At 50.1% G+C, this 19,466-nt stretch carries 15 protein-coding genes, 2 tRNA genes and 1 riboswitch; of the genes, 12 read left to right on the top strand and 5 right to left on the bottom strand.

Annotated elements, in window-relative coordinates; all coding sequences use genetic code 11:
* Window positions 1-518, bottom strand: a 518-nt coding sequence (locus ACTRC3_RS07300; protein ID WP_440322613.1) for a transcription repressor NadR, incomplete at its 3' end; no start/stop codon positions are given.
* Window positions 519-857: 339 nt separating this feature from the next.
* On the opposite strand from ACTRC3_RS07300, the gene ACTRC3_RS07305 reads away from it, so the two are divergent.
* The 3 genes from ACTRC3_RS07305 (at window position 858) to ACTRC3_RS07315 (ending at window position 2,210) form a co-directional block, all read left to right on the top strand.
* A complete protein-coding gene (locus ACTRC3_RS07305; protein ID WP_440322614.1) occupies window positions 858-1,826 on the top strand; it encodes a D-2-hydroxyacid dehydrogenase in 969 nt (322 codons plus the stop codon).
* Window positions 1,827-2,018: 192 nt separating this feature from the next.
* A tRNA-Glu gene (locus tag ACTRC3_RS07310) sits at window positions 2,019-2,090 on the top strand.
* Between the two features lie 49 nt (window positions 2,091-2,139).
* A tRNA-Cys gene (locus ACTRC3_RS07315) sits at window positions 2,140-2,210 on the top strand.
* A 188-nt stretch (window positions 2,211-2,398) separates the two neighbouring features.
* On the opposite strand, the gene ACTRC3_RS07320 is transcribed toward ACTRC3_RS07315, so the two are convergent.
* On the bottom strand, window positions 2,399-3,151 hold the full coding sequence (locus ACTRC3_RS07320; RefSeq protein WP_178038512.1) for an adaptor protein MecA: 753 nt from the start codon (window positions 3,149-3,151) through the stop codon (window positions 2,399-2,401).
* 530 nt (window positions 3,152-3,681) lie between these two features.
* On the opposite strand from ACTRC3_RS07320, the gene ACTRC3_RS07325 reads away from it, so the two are divergent.
* The gene (locus tag ACTRC3_RS07325) at window positions 3,682-5,472 is read left to right on the top strand and encodes a glycosyl hydrolase family 18 protein (RefSeq protein ID WP_440322615.1); all 1,791 of its coding nucleotides are present in this window, start codon (window positions 3,682-3,684) and stop codon (window positions 5,470-5,472) included.
* Window positions 5,473-5,561: 89 nt separating this feature from the next.
* On the opposite strand, the gene ACTRC3_RS07330 is transcribed toward ACTRC3_RS07325, so the two are convergent.
* Window positions 5,562-6,131, bottom strand: coding sequence for a TetR/AcrR family transcriptional regulator (locus tag ACTRC3_RS07330; RefSeq protein ID WP_440322616.1), 570 nt, complete (start codon window positions 6,129-6,131; stop codon window positions 5,562-5,564).
* A 159-nt stretch (window positions 6,132-6,290) separates the two neighbouring features.
* Here ACTRC3_RS07330 and ACTRC3_RS07335 point away from each other — a divergent pair, with 159 nt between their 5' ends.
* The 6 genes from ACTRC3_RS07335 (at window position 6,291) to ACTRC3_RS07360 (ending at window position 14,067) form a co-directional block, all read left to right on the top strand.
* A complete protein-coding gene (locus ACTRC3_RS07335; RefSeq protein WP_440322617.1) occupies window positions 6,291-9,134 on the top strand; it encodes a YhgE/Pip family protein in 2,844 nt (947 codons plus the stop codon).
* Complete coding sequence (locus ACTRC3_RS07340) at window positions 9,131-11,332, top strand: YhgE/Pip domain-containing protein (RefSeq protein WP_440322618.1); 2,202 nt, start codon at window positions 9,131-9,133, stop codon at window positions 11,330-11,332. The genes ACTRC3_RS07335 and ACTRC3_RS07340 overlap by 4 nt, the downstream gene beginning before the upstream one ends.
* 173 nt (window positions 11,333-11,505) lie before the next feature.
* Window positions 11,506-12,174 carry an N-acetylmuramoyl-L-alanine amidase gene (locus tag ACTRC3_RS07345; RefSeq protein ID WP_435391119.1) on the top strand — a complete coding sequence of 223 codons (669 nt, stop codon included), beginning with the start codon at window positions 11,506-11,508 and terminating at the stop codon, window positions 12,172-12,174.
* 289 nt (window positions 12,175-12,463) lie between these two features.
* Window positions 12,464-12,898, top strand: coding sequence for a ribose 5-phosphate isomerase B (rpiB, locus tag ACTRC3_RS07350; RefSeq protein ID WP_440322619.1), 435 nt, complete (start codon window positions 12,464-12,466; stop codon window positions 12,896-12,898).
* Between the two features lie 31 nt (window positions 12,899-12,929).
* Window positions 12,930-13,559, top strand: a complete 630-nt coding sequence (gene upp, locus ACTRC3_RS07355) for a uracil phosphoribosyltransferase (RefSeq protein ID WP_440322620.1) — start codon at window positions 12,930-12,932, stop codon at window positions 13,557-13,559.
* Window positions 13,560-13,578: 19 nt separating this feature from the next.
* Window positions 13,579-14,067 carry a deaminase gene (locus ACTRC3_RS07360; protein WP_178038518.1) on the top strand — a complete coding sequence of 163 codons (489 nt, stop codon included), beginning with the start codon at window positions 13,579-13,581 and terminating at the stop codon, window positions 14,065-14,067.
* 264 nt (window positions 14,068-14,331) lie between these two features.
* On the opposite strand, the gene ACTRC3_RS07365 is transcribed toward ACTRC3_RS07360, so the two are convergent.
* Both ACTRC3_RS07365 and ACTRC3_RS07370 read right to left on the bottom strand, forming a co-directional pair.
* Window positions 14,332-14,811 (bottom strand): DUF402 domain-containing protein, encoded by a 480-nt coding sequence (locus ACTRC3_RS07365; RefSeq protein WP_440322621.1) that lies wholly within the window; start codon window positions 14,809-14,811, stop codon window positions 14,332-14,334.
* Between the two features lie 14 nt (window positions 14,812-14,825).
* A complete protein-coding gene (locus ACTRC3_RS07370; RefSeq protein ID WP_178038520.1) occupies window positions 14,826-15,749 on the bottom strand; it encodes a helix-turn-helix domain-containing protein in 924 nt (307 codons plus the stop codon).
* A 198-nt stretch (window positions 15,750-15,947) separates the two neighbouring features.
* On the opposite strand from ACTRC3_RS07370, the gene ACTRC3_RS07375 reads away from it, so the two are divergent.
* Entirely contained in the window at window positions 15,948-17,750 is a 1,803-nt protein-coding gene (locus ACTRC3_RS07375; RefSeq protein ID WP_440322622.1) for an L-fucose isomerase, read from the top strand.
* A 287-nt stretch (window positions 17,751-18,037) separates the two neighbouring features.
* Window positions 18,038-18,121: riboswitch (cyclic di-GMP riboswitch) on the top strand.
* A gap of 461 nt (window positions 18,122-18,582) precedes the next feature.
* Window positions 18,583-19,434: a tagatose-bisphosphate aldolase subunit GatY gene (gatY, locus tag ACTRC3_RS07380; RefSeq protein ID WP_178038522.1), complete on the top strand. Its 852-nt coding sequence runs from the start codon at window positions 18,583-18,585 to the stop codon at window positions 19,432-19,434.
* Window positions 19,435-19,466 lie beyond the last annotated feature (32 nt).

Genomic DNA, 19,466 nt, shown 5'->3' on the forward strand with positions numbered 1-19,466 from the left:
TCCCAAGGCTGTAATGGCGCCAGAAAACCCGCCTCCTGCAGCTTCTCCTGAATCATATCCAGGCGCTTCTGGCTATCGGCGGCGACCAGATGGTAGTGGTAACCGGAGGTGGCATTGCTCAAGACACTGGAACGACTGTTTTTCAGGGCTTCGATGAATTCGCTTACATCCTGACGGGAGCGAATATCTATATCAGCAGAAATCCGGCCATAAAGATGATGGCTGATGCTGATGTTCTTGATATGGCCGCCGCAGTCTACGATGAGGTTCATTTCATCTGCGGCCTGCTCCGGTGTGTGGCAGACCTTAAATTCCCGTGCGCTGCCACTGTCCTGCTGAAGAATGTAGCCCCGGGTGGTGGAAAGAATTCCAGGCACGGAAACGCGTATCACAGCCATGTCCTGCACAATCACCTGACGGCTTACCCCAAAATGTGCTGCCAGTTCTTTGGCTGCTATGGGGGCGTCAGCTTTCTTTAAAATCTGTAAAATATCTGTTCTCCGTTGTGCAGTAGTCATGATGCAAGGGAACTCCTTTCTTCGTTTACGCATACAGGTGTATATTCAATCTTTTTAATTGTAACACCTGTCCTGCCAGGTGGCAAGACAGTGAACGGGAGATTTTGCGCAAATTTTCAGGAAACCGGGTGACAGGAAGAAAAAGAGAAACTTGAATCAGTGAAAAATCGAGTTTTATGAGGGGATATATTATGTTATAATGGGCGCAAGTGAGGTTATATGCTTGCATGGTTGGCGAATGATGATCATGAATGATAGGTGCATGATATAAGTTTGGCATATATAAGATTGTAAAATTTATTCGAGTTATATATAGAAAATGATAAGGAGAACGCACGAATGAAAATTGTAGTATTGGATGGATATACAGAGAATCCGGGCGATCTGAGCTGGAGCGGATTTGAGGGACTGGGAGAGTTCACGGTATATGACAGAGGGTCTGAGACGGACAAAGAGGGGGAAGCTATCGCGCGTATTGGTGATGCGGAAATCGTTATTACAAATAAGACACCGATCACAAAGAGGGTACTGGACAGCTGCCCGTCTATTCGTTATATTGGCGTATTGGCTACCGGCTACAATGTGGTGGACTATACCTACGCGGCTAAGCAGGGTATCCCGGTAACTAATGTGCCAGGCTATGGTACCGACACAGTAGCCCAATTCACCTTCGCGCTTCTGCTGGAAATCTGCCACCATGTGGCTCATCATTCCGAGGCAGTACACGTGGGTCGATGGGAACAGTGTGCGGATTTCTGTTTTTGTGATTATCCCCAGATTGAGCTGGCCGGCAAGACCATGGGTATCATCGGCTTTGGACGGATCGGTCAGAAGGTGGGAATCATCGCAAAGGCCTTTGGCATGAGAGTACTGGCATATTCGCCCCATGAATATGAGAGAGGTAAAGCCATTGGAACTTATGTAAATCTGGAGACTCTGCTGGCAGAATCCGATATCATTTCCCTGCACTGCCCGCTATTTCCAGAGACGGAAGGCATCATCAATCAGGGAACCATCGCAAAAATGAAGGACGGCGTCATTATTCTGAACAATGGCCGCGGTCCGCTCATTGTGGAGCAGGATCTGGCGGACGCGCTGAACAGCGGCAAGGTACAGGCCGCAGGCGTGGATGTGGTCAGCGTCGAGCCCATCAAGGGCGATAATCCGTTGCTCACTGCGAAGAACTGCTTCATCACGCCTCACATCGCCTGGGCCACGAAGGAGGCCCGCCAGCGCATCATGGACTGTGCGGTGCAGAATCTGAAAGCATATCTGGCAGGCAAGCCGGAGAATGTTGTGAATCAGTAAAATAATGAGAACATAAAACAAATAGAATGAGAAATCCGACTCATAAAGAGAAATAAAGTTTCTAGCAGTTTAACAATAAAATTTTTCGAAAAAACCCGAAAAACCCTTGCAAACAGATAGAAAGTATGATAATATAATCGGGCACGGCAAAAGAAACCGAGCTAACGCCCATCCAAAGGGGCAGATAAATAAGGCTCCATGGTCAAGCGGTTAAGACATCGCCCTTTCACGGCGGTAACACGGGTTCGATTCCCGTAGGAGTCATTTATATCTTGACGAATTATTTCCGATATGATATAATACAACAGTTGATGGCGACATAGCCAAGTGGTAAGGCGTGGGTCTGCAACACCCTGATCACCAGTTCAAATCTGGTTGTCGCCTCTCATAGAAGAGTTTAAAGTCTGTATTTACAGGTTTTAAGCTCTTTTTTGAACTATAGAGAAGCTTCTTCGGAGCCGGGAGCAGGAGAAGCATCTGTTCGAGCCTTTTGCGACAGATTAATATGATGCAATAAAAAGGAATCCTTTTTACGGGATTCCTTTTCTGCGTTTCATTTTATAAAAAATCTTTTACAGTCCGGCCAGCTTCTGCAGCGCCTCACCTGCAATCATCAGATCCTCATGCTCGGTCATATAGGCTTCGGCTGCGGAAGAGTATTTCTCGTTGCTGCCGTACTCGGAGAGAATGTTGGAAATCTTGTTGAATTCCTCCGGCGTGTGGCTGCTCTTGTGAATAATCAGGCAGTAGTCGCCATCCTTTTTCAGACGGTACAGGGAGTTCTGACCCTGGTAGAAGCCCTGAAGCACATGGGCCGCATCGATGACTGTGTCCAGATCCTGGAAGGAATACAGGCGGGTCAGGTCAATCTCGGAAGCGAGAGAGACGGCCTGTTCTGCTTTTTCTTCCTTGCTGGAAGCGGTAGAGTCCTGGAGCTTCTTTTCAATGAGCTTCTTGAACATATCCAGGACATTGTCGGCGCCTTCCGGAAGGATACCGCTCAGATCGTTCGCGTCTTCGGGCATGGGGCTGTCGCCGCCCGGCGCGAATTTGGCAAAGCGGGTGTCCAGCTCTTCCGGATCCTCGACCTTGGTGATAATCAGGACGATGCATTCGTTGGGCATGGGAATCGCTTCGATCATCAGCGGAATATTGTCAGCCTCAAAACCAAATTCGATGGCTGCCTGCTGCATCATTTCCCGGAACAGCTCCTTGGCCTTTTCTGTACCGTAGGCCAGCTCACTGAGCTTTAGCTGACGGTTATTCAGATCGTCTCTGGTCAGGGTGCAGCGTATCTGGTTATCGTTTATCTTTTCTATCTTCATATATCCTCACATCCAATTTATATATAGCTTAAAAAGGTTTCAATTCTATTATATACAAAATGACTGGGAGATACAATATTGAATCTGCGCTGAAAATATGAAAAAATCTGGTTTTCCATAAAAATTTCATAAATTTTCCAATTTGCTTGCATTTCCGGAAAAAGACAGGGTATAATGAATTCGGAAAAGCCGCCCGGGGAAGGGAGGCAGTGAAGAACATAATTTTTACAGAAGTCTTAAGTAAGCCAGGCTTTTATTTCTCAGGTGCCAGTTCGGCGCGATTTCCACGATTGACAGATAAAAAGGTTTCAGAGAGAGTATCAGGCGGCATTTTCCGGAATAATATATCACGATCTCCTTTTGGGGAGCGGACGGCTGCGGGCCGCGGGTGAAAAACAGGCGAGGTCCCCTCCGAGCCTACAGAGCGGGCCGCGAGCCATATCCGCTGTAAAAAATGACGGAAAGCTGTCGAAAATGGGTGACGCGGCGGTGAATTTCTGTTATGATAGACCCGATAGGAGGTTTCTGCCATGGCAATGACAAAACGAAGAAGACGAAGAAGATCTCGGGGAAGAAGAAAAGCAGCGCCGATGCTGGCGGTATTTGTACTGATTGTACTGATTCTGGTAGGCGTAATGTTTGCTTTCCTGTATGAAAAATATAGCCCCTCCAAGGAACGCATGAGCTGGAATACCTATTTCGAGGTGACAGCCAGCGATGAGGCGGCAGTGATTTTAAATGATCAGATGATGGATTTTAAGGCCAGAGTCATCGACGGTGAGCCCTATGTGACCACCGATACCCTGTATGATTACCTGAATTCCCGTTTCTACTGGGATTCTCAGGAAAATCTGCTGTTGTATACGACGCCGACGGAGCTGATTACCGCTTCTGTGGGAAGCAATACCTACACGGTGGCGAAGCAGTCCTACACCGAGGATTACACGCCGGTGAAGGTGGACGGCGATACGGCTTATGTGGCCTTGAAATATATTCAGAAATATACCGGTATTCAGTATGAGCTGATGACGGACGAGGTAAACCGCGTCAATATCAAGACCAAATTCGGCACTGCGGAGACAGTGACTGTGAAGAAGAACGGCAATGTCCGCTACCGGGCAGGCATTAAGAGTCCGATTCTGACCGATGTAGCCAAGGGCGATATCCTGTATGTGCTGGAGGAGAAGGAGGACGTGGGCGACTGGACCAAGGTGCGCACTTCAAATGGCTTCATCGGATACATCCGCAATAAATACCTGGGCCAGAAGGGTGAGGAGACCACCGAGTCCAATTACACCGAGCCCGAGTACACGAGCATTTCCAAGGATTATACCATCAATATGGCATGGCATCAGGTGACCAACGCGGACGCCAACAGCAAGGTGCTGGAGACCATCGCGAATACCAAGGGCCTGACCACCATTTCCCCCACCTGGTTCTTCCTGAAGGATGATGACGGCAACATTGATTCTCTGGCAAGCCAGACTTATGTAAGCTACTGCCATCAGAACAACATCGAGGTGTGGGCGCTGGTGGAGGATATCACCCACAAGGACAGCATTACCGATAAGGAGATTCTGTCCCGGACCTCATCCAGACAGCGGCTGGTCAGCAACCTGATTGCCAAGGCCATCGAGTTTGATCTGGACGGTATCAATATAGACTTTGAGTATATCAATGAAGATTCCGCTAAGGGTTACGTGGAGTTCCTGCGGGAGCTGTCCATCATGTGCCGCCTGAACGGCATCATTCTTTCCGTGGACAATTACCGTCCGGCGGATCATAATCGCTTCTATAACCGGGCCGAGCAGGGTGTGGTGGTGGATTACCTGATTATCATGGGGTATGACGAGCATTACGCAGGCTCTGAGGAGGCCGGCAGCGTGGCAAGCATTAACTGGGTGCGCGAAGGCATCGAGGAGACCCTGAAGGAGGTTCCGGCGGAGAAGGTCATCAACGCAGTACCGTTTTACACCAGACTCTGGGAGGAGAGACCTAAGACTGCTGAGGAGCTGGCGCAGGAGTCCGATACGGATGATTACGTACCAAATGTAGTCAGCAGCAAGGCCTACGGCATGGACGCCATCGACAAGATCCTGGCCACTAACGGCGCGGAAAAGACCTGGGACGAGACCACGGGTCAGTATTACGCCGAGTATGTGGCGGACGGCAAGACCTATAAGGTTTGGCTGGAAGAAGAGGAATCCATCGCGCTGAAGGCGGCGTTGATTAAAGAATATAATCTGGCAGGTATTTCTGCATGGAAGCTCGGATTCGAGCGGCAGGATATCTGGGATACGATTTTGAAATACGTGAACTAAAAAACCAGAATGGCGTAAAAAAGACAGAGAAGCGTGATCATCAAGCTTGCTTGTAAGAACACGTTTCTCTGTCTTTTTTCATCAGATTATCATTCCTTAGGCTTTTCAGGTTTCCGAATTCCGTGTGAAGTAGCTTCCCCGGAGATACGCGCCAGTTCACTGAGCGGCAGCGTCAACTCTCCGCGCAGCCAGGCCACATAGACGGCGATGACGCCGGATACAAAATATTCTGCGTAAAGCCGCAGCTCCTGCGCCGGGAAATCTACCTTATCCTGATAGACGTCCACCGTGGTTTCGATAATGATACGCTTCACTTCCGACCAGAAAAACGCGTAGGGATTTTCCCTGGAAATAAAACGGTAAAATTCGATATCCGGTTCCATGAGCTGATTCAGACATTGGAATAATACGTCTACCTCGAAGGGGTTGGAAAAGAATCTTTTTTTTTCGAGAAGATGAAGAAGCTCGTCTATCTTTCGGTGAGCGGCGTCCCGCATGATATCCTCCAGGGTTTCATAGTGGAGGTAAAAGGTCTTGCGGGCGATATTAGCCCGGTGGGCCAGTTCTGAAATCGTAATCTTCTGATCTTTTTTCTCATAAATCAGTTCCAGATAGGCGTCGATGATAGCGTCTCGTGTTTTACTTACTCTTTTATCCATTTCTATGTACTCACTTTATTCTCAGATGTGTAGTATGTTACGAAACGAAACATACTGGTCATTGCTCTTTGTTATTTTTACATTATAATATATTTTTTAGGGAAAGATCAACGAGTATTCGTATTGAAAACATATATTCGGAGGAGGAAGAGGATTTCGATGAAGAAAGTGATGGAGATTTTCAAAAGAGATATTTCTCGGCTGGTGAAATCACCGGCGGCGATCATTGTGGCCGTGGGAATGTGCATCATTCCGGCGCTGTATGCGTGGTTTAATATTGCAGCGAACCGCGACCCGTACGGCAACACAGCCAACATCAAGGTGGCCGTAGCCAACAATGACGTGGGGGCCGAGAACAAAAAGCGAACCCTGGACGCGGGGCAGCAGATACTTGACCAGATGGAAGAGAATGACGATCTGGGTTGGGTATTTACGGACGAGGAGGATGCGGTAGATGGCGTAAAATCGGGAAAATATTACGCTGCTGTTGTGATACCGGAAACCTTCAGCGCGGATCTGCTGCAGATTGAGGACGGAACCCTCGGAGGTCCGGAGATCACATATTATGTAAATGAGAAGCGGAACGCGGTAGCGCCGAAGATTACGAATACAGGTTCTACTACCATTCAGAGCAAGATTGAGGAAGAATTTTATAAGGTAGCTTCCGAGGCTATTGCGGAGGAGCTGCAGGATCTGGGCGGATCTCTGGCGGATGATCTGGAGACCACCAACGACAATATTCTCAGTATGATTTCCGATGCGAGAGACAATTTCCGGGAGTACCGGCAGGTGCTGGCGGATTTCCAGTCAACCATCAGCCAGGGGACGACGCAGATTCAGCACGGCAAGACGACCCTGACGAAAGCAGTAAAAGCGGCGAATGCAGGAAGCAGCGCATTGCAGGACGCGAAGGATCTGCTGAAAAGCAGCCGGAAGAATGTAAGGGCCTTTGGAAGCACGTTTGATCAGAGCCTCAGTGATGGGGAAACTTATCTGAATAATGTCTATACCACAGCTTCCGTAAAACTGGCCGGACTGGAGTCTACAGCCAATCAGGCGGTAACGGCAGTGAGTACCGGTAAGAGCCTTGCGGAAAATATGAGCAAGGATGGACAGAGCGCGGTGACACAGCTGCAGGGCGTTCTGACGCAGATGCAGGGTTTGAGGAAAAAAGGCGAGGATAAACTTGCACTCGGCAAAGCGGGACTGCAACAGATTGAAGCTGGGCTGGAAGAAGCGGAAGCCGGACTGAAGCAATATGAAGCAGCTATTGCAGCGTGCGAGCAGAAGTTGGCTACCCTTGAAGAAGGAACTCCGGAGTACGAAGCAACGAAGGCACATAAGGAGCAGTTGGAAGGCGAAAAAGCAGTTGTAGAAGCGAAAAAAGCAGCTGGCGAAGCGAAAAAAGAAGAAGTATCTAAACAGGTGGAGGAGGGTCAAAAACAGCTCGATACCCTAAATAATGCGATCACCACGATTTCTGAAGTCCTGATTCCGACTCTCCAGAACGAACTGATTCCGAAGAGCGACGCCATGGCGGCCCAGCTTACCGAGCTGGACTCCAAGACCGGAAAACTCCAGACTATTATGTCAACTATCAGTACATCTAAGACTCAGATGGATACAATTCTGACTCAGGGAAAAACTACCCTGCGCAATTTCCGTTCCAGCCTGAATGGAAATCTGATGCCGGGTCTTCATTCCGCATTGGACACCGTATCCGGTGTCAGCAGCGATCTGAAGTCGGCCCTGGAGGATGCTTCCGCTACGGCGGATCAGATGCAGGGCGTTATGGATCAGCTGAGCAAAAGCCTGACAGAGGGATCTGAGGCACTGGGCAAGACCGGCGATACTCTGGCAAACCTGGATGAGCGGCTGGCAGGTATCCAGAACGATCTGGAGACACTGCGGGCGTCTGACGCATACAAGGACATTCTGGATCTGCAGGATGTGGATCCGGACGCAGTATCCAAATTTATGACTTCACCGATCGAGCTGAATACAACGACCTTCTATGAGGTAGAGGATTATGGCTCCGGTATGACCCCGTTCTATACCAATCTGGCCCTGTGGGTTGGCGGCATGGTTCTGATTGCGTTGTTGAAACAGGAGGTGGACGAGGACGAGAAGGTGAAGAAATTCACCCTGAACCAGGCTTATTTCGGACGCCAGATTCTTTTCATTATTCTGTCGGTGGTACAGTCCCTGATTATCTGTCTGGGCGATCTGTATCTTTTAAAGGTACAGTGTGTCCATCCGGGACTCTTTATCCTGACGGGAGTCATAGCGGGTCTTATTTATCTGAGCCTGATTTACTCCATTACGGCGGCATTTAAGCACGTTGGCCGTGCCATCTTCGTATTCCTGGTTATCATCCAGATTCCGGGCTCCACAGGAACCTTCCCGGTGGAAATGATGGGTGGCTTCTACAAAGCCATTTACCGGCTGATGCCCTTCACTTACAGCAATACAGCGATGCGTGAGTGCATCGGTGGCATGTATTATAATACCTGGCTGAAAAATATCGGAATCCTGGCGGCATACTTACTGCTGTCCCTGTTTATCGGACTGGTGCTGCGGCCATTGCTCCTGAATCTGAACGTTCTGTTTGACCGGAAGCTGGCAGAGGCAGATCTGATTATCTATGAGGAAAATGATAAGACGACAGATCTGACGCCGGAGCTGGTGGCGAGGGCGCTTCAGAGCGACAGCGAGGCAAGAGAGGAATATACTGAACGCGCGCGGCGCTTTGAGAAGAACTATAAGAGACGGAAACGCTTCGGCTTTCTGGCTATGGCGATTGTGCCGTTGATTTTCCTGGTACTGATGTTCAGTGTAGAATCCAAGCTGGTATTCCTGGTGCTGTGGATCTGCGCACTGATTGGCCTGTCCATGTATCTGATCTGGCTGGAATATCACCATGAACGGATGCAGAAGCAGCTGAAACTGATGGGTCTCTCTGACGGAGAGCTTCTGGCAGCGTTAAAGGAGGAGCAGGCATGAGAAACATCATACAGATTTTTTTGAGAGATATACGTAAAATAAAAGGAAATACCATTGCCATGATTATCATGGTGGGTATTCTGGTGGTGCCCACGCTGTATGCCTGGTTCAATATCGGCGGAAGCTGGGATCCGTATGAAAATACCTCAGATATTAAAATCGCGGTGGCCAGCGATGATGCAGGCTACCAGGGAGAACTTCTGCCGCTGGATATCAATCTGGGCGATCGGGTGCTGACCTATTTCCATGAAAATGACGAAATGGACTGGGTATTCACGGACAGCGAGGAAGCGGTCGAGGGAACCAAGTCCGGGAAATATTACGCGGCCATCGTAGTGCCGGAAAGCTTCAGCGAGGATATGATGACGCTGTTCTCGGTGAATAAGAATCTGAAAAATCCGGAGCTTCTGTACTATGCGAATGGTAAGAAGAACGCCATTGCTTCCATCGTGACGGAGAAAAAGGCAGACGCGGTACAGGGAGAGGTCAGCGAGAAATTTGTGAAGGCAATTTCCAAGGCGGCGTTAGAAGCCATGAAAACCGTGGTAAATGTGGCTGATGAGGCGGACCAGTCGGATCTGGTGGATAACCTGATCGACAATCTGGACGATATTTCTGCGGATCTGGTGGCGGCAGCAGGAACCGTGGATGCATTTGAGAGTATGGCATCCGCGACACAGACCATGCTGAGTACCACATCCACATTTCTGAAAGACACCCAGAACCGCACGGATGGCGATCTGGATTCCCTGGGCAATATCGAGGGAAGCATTAACGATGTGAAAAGTGCCATGGACGGAACGACAGACCAACTGAACGAGGCGCTGAAATCCAGCGCTGCTCTGTATAAGCAGATGGCGACAGCTGTGCAGCAGGGAATTCAGGCGGCAGCCGCCTCCAATGACATGACACAGCTTAAGAACACGTTGACAGGTCTGGACGCACAACTGGAGGCGTCGATTACATCCTACAGTGATTCCGCCACAAAGCTGACGGATGCAGCCAACAGCCTGGTATCAGCGGTAGGAACCGACGCGGGTCTCAATGCAGTGGCGGGTGACCTGAATAATACCATTATTTTGATGAAGAGTCTGCGCTCAGCGATTGCGCAGGTATCCACATCCGTAGGCAGCATGACCACCGATGCGGCAGCTGCCCAGAAAGAGCTGGACGCTTTGGTGACAAAAATGGTGAATAGCGCAGCCACCGTCCAGAAAGACTACGAGGACAACGTCAAAGGCGCTCTGGACGACCTGGCGGATTCCGTAGGAAATGCGGATTCCAAGGTTTCCTCTCTTCTGAATTCCATGGACGAGGGATTGGATGGCGTCTACAAGCTTTCTGATTCTACCGAGTCGGATCTGGCAAAGCTGGAGCGGACATTGAAGACTTCCGGAGTTATCCTGAATAAGGGCGCAGAGGATCTCACCGATCTGGCTGACCGCTTGCGTAACGAGAAGGATCGTGACAGCCTGGACACCATAGATTCTCTGCTGGACGAGGATCTGGATGTGGTGGGCAGCTTTATCTCCACGCCGGTGGAACTGACTACAGAGCATGTCTATGAGGTGGAGAACTACGGCTCTGCCATGGCTCCCTTCTACACCACCCTGGCCATCTGGGTGGGCGGCGTGGTCATGGCGGCTATGCTGAAGGCAGGCGTGAAGGAGAAAGAGCTTATCGGTCTTACAAAGGTAAGGAATTATCAGAAATATCTGGGCAGATACCTGCTGTTCCTGATTCTGGGACTTCTGCAGGCGACTCTGATTTGCCTGGGCGACCTGTATTTCCTGGGAATCCAGTGTAAGAGTCCGGTACTCTTCATGCTGGCAGGCTGGGTGACGAGTCTGGTTTATGTAAACCTGATTTATACCCTGTGCATTTCCTTTGGCGACATCGGAAAGGCAGTCAGCGTTATCATGATGGTTCTGCAGGTGGCAGGAACAGGCGGAAACTTCCCCATCGACCTGGCGCCGGCTTTCTTCCGGAAGCTGTACAACGCCCTGCCTTTTGTATACAGCATGAATGCCATGCGTGAGTGTGTGGCAGGCTTCTACGGCAACTACTACTGGGAACAGTTGGGTACCCTGCTCCTGTACCTGATTCCGTCACTGCTTCTCGGACTGGTTTTGAGACTGCCGATTATCAAGTGGAACGAGCATTTTGAAGAGAAGCTGGAGAGTACGAAGCTGTTTTAATGAGAGATAGAGCAGTTATGTGGCAAGAATGAACTGAATCCGTCATATATTCTAAAAACAGAATATATGGCGGATTTTTTATGGGTTTTTTTAAAAAAATACAGGATAGGAAAGGAAGGGCGGCAAGGCTGGGAGGGGTATTTCAGGGCCGGGAGCACAGGCTGGGAATCCTGATGGCGGCGCTGGTTCTTACGGCAGCCGCAGTGTGCGGGCGAAGCGGCGGCCTGCGGGAGGCAGTGTCAAAACAGGTTGCAGGAACGGATTCCCGGCTGGTGATTATCGACGCAGGTCATGGCGGCGACGATCCGGGAAAAATCGGCGTGGACGGCGTGCAGGAGAAGGACCTGAATCTGAAAATGGCGCTGGCCCTGCGGGATTTGCTGGAGCAGCAGGATGTGGCGGTGCTGATGACCAGAGAAGACGCAGGCGGTCTCTACGACGAGCGGACATCCAATAAAAAGGTACAGGATATGCGGCGGCGATGTGAGTTGATCAACAAAGAAAAACCGGCCTGCGTGGTCAGTATTCATCAGAACAGTTACCATGAAGAAAGCATTCACGGTGCGCAGGTATTCTATTACAAGACTTCAAAGGAGAGTGAGGATTTGGCGAAGATTCTTCAAAAAGAGCTGGTGCGCGTGGCGGAACCTGCGAACCACCGGCAGGCCAAGGCCAATGACACTTATTATCTTCTGAAAAAGACGGAGGCACCGACAGTCATCGTGGAATGCGGGTTCTTAAGCAACTGGGAGGAGTGCGCGAAGCTCCGGAATGAGGACTATCAGGCGAAGCTTGTATGGGCCATTCAGATGGGAATTTTGAAATATCTGAATAAAAAATGATGGGGAAATAAGTTTACATAATATGGAATAAATCATATGAACAATTCGTTGCTATTCCGGTAAAAAAATGCTATAATTTACCCAGAACTGTGGACTGATAGTGAAATCAGTCTGAAAACATCTAAAATTATGTAATTTGTTCAGTACAGCCCGAAGCACTAGCTGCTGAGGGTGTAAGAAAGTGATTCAGGGGTGCAAAATTCCGTCGGCGAAGCCGATTCTCATGGATTTTGCATCGTAACTGGTCAGGTACTGAACAGTTATTAAAATGTCATAGGAGGACAAACAAATGATAGCATTAGGCTGCGATCACGGCGGATACGATCTGATGCAGGAAGTGATTGCCTATCTGGACAAAAATGGTCTGGAATACAAGAACTTCGGCTGTGACAACGCAAAGGACGCTGTGGATTATCCGGATTACGCAAAGGTGGTGGCAGAATCCATCCTGAGGGGAGAGTGCGACAAGGGAATTCTGATCTGTGGAACCGGCATCGGCATCTCCATTACCGCCAACCGTTATAAAGGAATCCGTGCGGCGCTGTGTACCGACTGTTTCTGCGCAGAGGCAACCAGACAGCACAATGACGCCAATATTCTGGCCATGGGTGGCCGCGTGGTTGGGCCGGGACTGGCGATTAAGATCGTGGACACGTTCCTGAACACTCCGTTCTCCGGAGCAGAGCGCCACGCCAGAAGAATCAGTAAAATCGAGCACGAATAAAATTATCATGTAGAAAAGGGAGACAAAAGAAATGTCAAAAGTAGTAGTAATGGATCACCCGCTGATTGCCCATAAAATCGGTATTATCCGCAGAAAAGAGACCGGTACCAGAGAGTTCCGTGATATGGTAAGTGAAATCGGAGCACTGATTACCTACGAGGCTACGAAGGATCTGAAGCTGCAGGACGTGGAGATTGAGACTCCGATTTGCAAGACCACCGTAAAAGAGCTGGCAGGAAAGAAGCTGGCGGTTATCCCGATTCTGCGCGCGGGCCTCGGTATGGTAGAAGGCGTTCTGACCATGATCCCGTCCGCAAAGGTAGGTCATATCGGTCTGTACAGAAATGAGGAAACTCTGGAGCCGGTAGAATACTACTGCAAGATTCCGAAGGACTGCAGCGAGAGAGATGTATTTGTGGTAGACCCCATGCTGGCTACCGGCGGCTCTGCCATCGCGGCGATCCAGATGCTGAAGAACCGTGGCGTAAAGAATATGCGTTTCCTGTGTGTTATCGCGGCTCCGGAAGGCGTAAAGAAGCTGCAGGAGGCACATCCGGACGTGGATATCTACATCGGTGCCCTTGACGAGCATCTGAACGAGAACGGATACATCGTTCCGGGTCTGGGCGACGCAGGCGACAGAATTTTTGGAACCAAGTAAATTGCCGGAGGTAAGAGGCATGGGAGACAAGCGGAAGGATTACATCAGCTGGGATGAATATTTCATGGGCGTGGCGCTGCTTTCCGGGATGCGGTCCAAGGATCCCGGTACCCAGGTGGGCGCCTGCATCGTAAGCCAGGATAACAAGATTCTGTCCATGGGCTATAACGGATTCCCCAAGGGCTGCGACGATGACGATTTCCCCTGGGCGCGGACGGCGGAGACGGCCAATGAGACCAAGTACCCCTTCGTGACCCATGCGGAACTGAATGCTATTCTCAATTACCGTGGCGGCAGCCTGGAGGGCGCAAAGATTTATGTGGCCCTGTTTCCCTGCAATGAATGTGCCAAGGCCATCATTCAGGCAGGCCTGAAGACCGTCGTCTATGCCTGCGACAAATACGCGGACACCGCCGCTGTGCTGGCGTCCAAGCGCATGTTCCGGGCAGCGGGCGTGGAGTTGGTGCCCTATCGCCATACAGGACGGCAGATTACGCTGGAAGTGTAAAGAGAGTATTATAGAAAATAAGAAAACGTCGATATGTAAGAGGCTATTTTAGCTATCAAAGGCAGATTCAGAATCTGGCATTTGATAACGGGACAAAACTCTTATATATCGGCGTTTTAATTTTGCTCTATAGGAAATACCGTGTCACATTAAAGCACGAAAGACATGCTTCCTATAGAGCAAAAAACCCTCCGGGGGATGCGCACACTTTTTTATGTCTAAAAACAATGTTGACAATAGAATGTCAGAGAAGGCTCTGGGGTTTTAGTCCTCCGGCCAATACCCCTCCAGTGCAGGCAGCAGCGCCCCATCATAAATCAGCTGCAGCAGCGCGTTCAGTTTCCGAAGAGAATCCAGAAGCTGATCCGATGTAATCAGCTTCTTCTCCAACGCCTCGGCCAGTTCATCCAGATCCACCACCTTGATGAGCCCGGAAGGATAAATCAGCACATCCGCCAGCAGATCCGTGAAGGTGAAGGTATCCGTGTCCGCGTCATACTCTGTGGCAATGATATCGCAGTACCAGCAGATCAGCTTCCCCTGATGGTCAATGAAACGACTGACCTTCCAGCCTTCCTTCAGCAGAAAACAGGACGAGCCGTGATGCAGCTCCTTTTTGGGCTTAATGGTGGTCCAGCGGGTCACCAGCAGCCGGTCGCTGCGGTGGATGACCATGTCCTTTTCCAGACGCAGGGTTTCCAGAGGGATCAGACGTTTGCGAATCAGGGTGGGATGTTGTACCATGGCGGGGCCTCCTTTTACTGATGGTTTTTTACAAGCGTAAGGGAATCGTTTTCTACATACTCCTTTTCCGCGGAGCGGCGGTTGTAATAGGTTCTCTTATATACATCCGGATCCGCCACCAGCAGGAACTCCGAGGGCGTGTATCCGGTGATTTCCTTGAACACCCGATTGAAGGTGCGGATATTGTTGAAGCCGCAGGACAGGGCCACGTCCGTGATCTTTTTACCGGTGTTCCGAAGCTGTGAAGCAGCCCGTTCCACTCGGACCAGGTTCAGATAAGTGACGAAATTGATGCCCATGAGCTTCTTAAAAGTCTTGGAGAAATGGCTGTTGCTGAAATTCATCCGGGAGGCAGCGAATTCCAGAGTAATATTGTCGGCATAATGTTCGTCCATATAGGACAGCAGATCCTGCAGATCCCCCAGCATCCGGGAGCGCCGGTCATCGGGAAGCTGCTCGGCGTCGGTCCGGGGATGACAGCGTTTTAAGAGCGCCCAGAAGGCCTGAATGGAAGAACTGACCACTTCCTGGTAAAATGGCTTTTTCTGTTCCAGCTCCCGGGAAACCGTGTCGATGAGATCTGTAAGCTGCCCGGAGAGTCCGAAGGTGTCCAGCTCTGCTTTGGTGATGAGCGGATGCATAAAACCCGGATTCTGAAAAAGCGGCCCGAGAATGGATGTATCAAAGATAAGAAAATCCAGCACATTGTCCATCCCATGGGAATCGCTGTAATGGATCATCCCGCTCTCACAGACGGTCAGATCCCCGGCGTGCGCCAGAAAGGTCTGATCGGTAATGCTTAAAAGACAGGAGCCCGAGCGCACGTAGATCAGCTCAATTTCCTTATGCCAGTGGGCCAGAAATCCCACATTTTCATAACGGGAATGCCAGACCATATAGTCAGAGTCATAGTTTCGCACTTCATGGAAAGCTTTCATAATAAAAAATCTCCTGCCACGTAAGAATTCGGTCGAAAGTGATAAAAGACGTTCCTTTTATATAGAAAAAGTATAACAACTAGCACAAAAAATGTCCATATCATAACAGAAATTTACGTGCATTTTTTAATGAAATGTTATATAATGTGATCATCAGAAACGTGAAAATCTATTTTTATAAAATGGAGGGTTTAAAAAGTGGCAAAATCTAGATTAATTGGCGATTATCCTGTAATCGGTATCCGTCCGACTATCGACGGAAGAAGAGGAGCTCTTGATGTAAGAGGATCCCTGGAAGAGCAGACCATGGGTATGGCAAAAGCAGCGGCAAAGCTGTTTGAGGAGAATATCCGTTATTCCAACGGTGAGCCGGTAAAGGTGGTTATCGCAGACACCACCATCGGTCGTGTAGGCGAGGCAGCTGCCTGCGCAGACAAGTTCCGTAAAGCAGGCGTAGACATCACCCTGACCGTTACTCCCTGCTGGTGCTACGGCTCCGAGACCATGGACACCGACCCGTTGACCATCAAGGGCGTATGGGGACTGAACGCTACCGAGAGACCGGGCGCTGTATACCTGGCTTCCGTACTGGCTACCCATGCACAGAAGGGACTTCCGGCATTCGGTATCTACGGACATGACGTTCAGGATGCTGACGATGAGATCATCCCGGAGGACGTAAAGGCAAAGCTTCTCCGCTTTGGCCGCGCCGCAGTGGCAGCAGCAAGCATGAGAGGAAAATCCTACCTGCAGATTGGTTCCGTTACCATGGGTATCGGCGGATCCATCATCAGCCCGGAATTCATCGAGGAATATCTGGGAATGCGTGTGGAGTCTGTAGACGAGGTTGAAATTATCCGTCGTATGACAGAGGGTATCTACGATCATGAAGAGTTTGAGAAGGCTCTGAAGTGGGCGAAAGAGACCTGTACTATCGGCTTTGACAAGAACCCGCCTGAGCTTCAGATGACTGAGGAGCAGAAGGAAGAGCAGTTCGAGTTTGTTGTAAAAATGGCAGTTATCATCAAAGAGCTGATGAACGGCTGTGATAACCTGGATCCGAAGTTCTCCGAGGAAGCTATCGGACACAACGCTCTGGCAGCAGGCTTCCAGGGACAGAGACAGTGGACAGACTTCTATCCCAACGGTGACTTTGCAGAGGCAATGCTGAACACCTCCTTCGACTGGGAAGGCGCAAGAGAGCCGTACATCCTGGCTACCGAGAACGACGTATTGAACGGACTGGGCATGATGTTCATGAAGCTTCTGACCGGTCGTGCTCAGATGTTCGCGGATGTTCGTACCTACTGGAGCGGAGACGCAGTAAAGAGAGTTACCGGTTATGATCTGGAAGGCAAGGCAAAAGAGGCTGACGGCTTTATCCACCTGATCAACTCCGGCGCATGCTGTCTGGATGCCTGCGGCGAAGTAAAGGATGAGAACGGCAACGGCACCATGAAGCAGTGGTGGGATGTAACCGAAGAGGATCAGAAGAAGATTATGGAAGCAACCACCTGGAACGCAGCTGACAACGGCTACTTCCGTGGCGGCGGATTCTCCTCCCGTTTCCTGACCAGAGCTGAGATGCCGGCTACCATGATTCGCCTGAATCTGGTAAAAGGACTTGGACCGGTTCTGCAGATTGCAGAGGGCTGGACCATCAACCTGCCGGATGATGTATCCGATACTCTGTGGAAGAGAACAGACTATACATGGCCCTGCACATGGTTCGCACCGCGCTGCACAGGCGAGGGCGCATTCAAGACCGCTTACGATATGATGAACAACTGGGGCGCAAACCATGGCGCTATCAGCTACGGCCATATCGGCGCAGACCTGATTACCCTCTGCTCCATCTTAAGAATCCCGGTATGTATGCACAATGTTCCGGAAGAGGAGATCTTCCGTCCGGCAGCATGGAACGCATTCGGTATGAACAAAGAGGGACAGGACTTCCGTGCATGCAAGGCATACGGCCCGCTGTACAAGACTATCCGTTAATTCGAAAGGAGAAGTTACATACGGGAGCATGGAACTGCGAGGTTCCGTGCTCCTTTTGCTCTATAGGAAACACCGTGTTACGTTAAAGTGCGAAAACTATGATTCCTATAGAGCAAAAAGCCCCTCCGGAGGATCGCACTGCGACAGAGCAGCTTTCTCGTACATTAAAATAAAAAAACGTATATCTGGGAAGATGACCAATTAACAGATGACGGGAGAAAAAATTTGACAAAAATCTGACTTGCAATATGGAAGGGACTCTGCTAAAATGAACAATATTGCAAAAAGAGAATACTGGGCAAACCTGCTGAAAAGCAGGGACGCAAAGCCAAAAGGGTCTAAGGGTAAAACTATGACAGCCGGTTGCTATTGGAAGTCCGAAAAGAATTCTGATATGTTTGGATGCTGTGATTTGTGCGCCTGTTTTGACGCCTGTTGCAGTATTTTTTATGTAATAGGAAATTCCGATGGAATCCCTATTACATAAAAACTATTATATGATAAGAGCTTTTCGAAGCTGTGTGAGCGGCATAGAAGGGTTACTTATAAGAGGGGAATGTGAGAGAATCACGGAAAATACGCCGGGGGCGAAAGCCTTCGGCGTATTTTCGTGTGAGCAAGGTGATAGGACAATGATTTATTCAAAACAGTCGATGGTATCTTCTGTCGCAATCGTAATCGGAACTTTGATGTAATAGAATGCGGGCTTCTGCTTTTTTTGAGATTTTTTTCCGGACAGGAAAACCCCGTTGGAGGTTGCGCTTTTTCGAGATACGGGGTATGATAGATAAGGTGAGAAAGATAACACTGAATCAGACGAGGAGGAACGATCATGTCATTTGTTACATCAGAAAAGATGCTTTTGGACGCACAGAAGGGCGGCTACGCCGTAGGCGCTTTCAATGTGGAGAATATGGAAATGGTAATGGCCGTTATCGCGGCGGCAGAGGAGCTTCGGGCGCCGCTGATGCTGCAGACTACACCGTCCACCATTAAGTACGCGGGACTGGATATGTATCTGGCAAATGTAAAGGCGGCCGCTGAGCGCGCCAGCGTTCCGGTGTGTCTGCACCTGGATCACGGCGATAGCTTTGACCTGGCTATGCGGGCGCTGCGGACCGGCTACACTTCCATCATGATTGACGGTTCCCACAATGTGTTTGAGGAAAATATAGCGGTAACCAAGGCCGTAGCAGACGCCTGCAGACCTTCCGGAATCCCGGTAGAGGCGGAGCTTGGCAAGGTCGGCGGCAAAGAGGACGATCTGGACGGCGGCGAGGGCAATGGTTATACAGATCCGCTGGAGGCAAAAGAATTCGTGGAGCGCACCGGCGTAACATCCCTGGCCGTAGCTATCGGAACCGCTCACGGTGTATACAAGGGAGTACCGAAGCTGGATCTGGACCGCCTGGCTGAGATCCGGAAAGTCGTAGATATCCCGCTGGTACTGCACGGAGCAAGCGGCCTGTCCGAGGAAGCAGTGGTAGAGAGCATCAAGCGCGGTATCTGCAAGGTCAACTTCGCCACAGAGCTTCGTATCGCCTATACCGACGGCGTGAAGGAATTCCTGGCGGCAAACCCGGACGCCTTCGATCCGAAGAAGTATGGCAAGGTAGCCATGGAGCACGTGAAAGCCATCGTGGAGACGCGTATGAAGATGTGCGGCTGCACGGACAGAGTTTAAGAGGCTGAAAAAAACGCAGGGGCTGTGTAACA

The organism is Laedolimicola sp., assembly GCF_051972735.1.
Classification (GTDB): domain Bacteria; phylum Bacillota; class Clostridia; order Lachnospirales; family Lachnospiraceae; genus Laedolimicola; species Laedolimicola intestinihominis.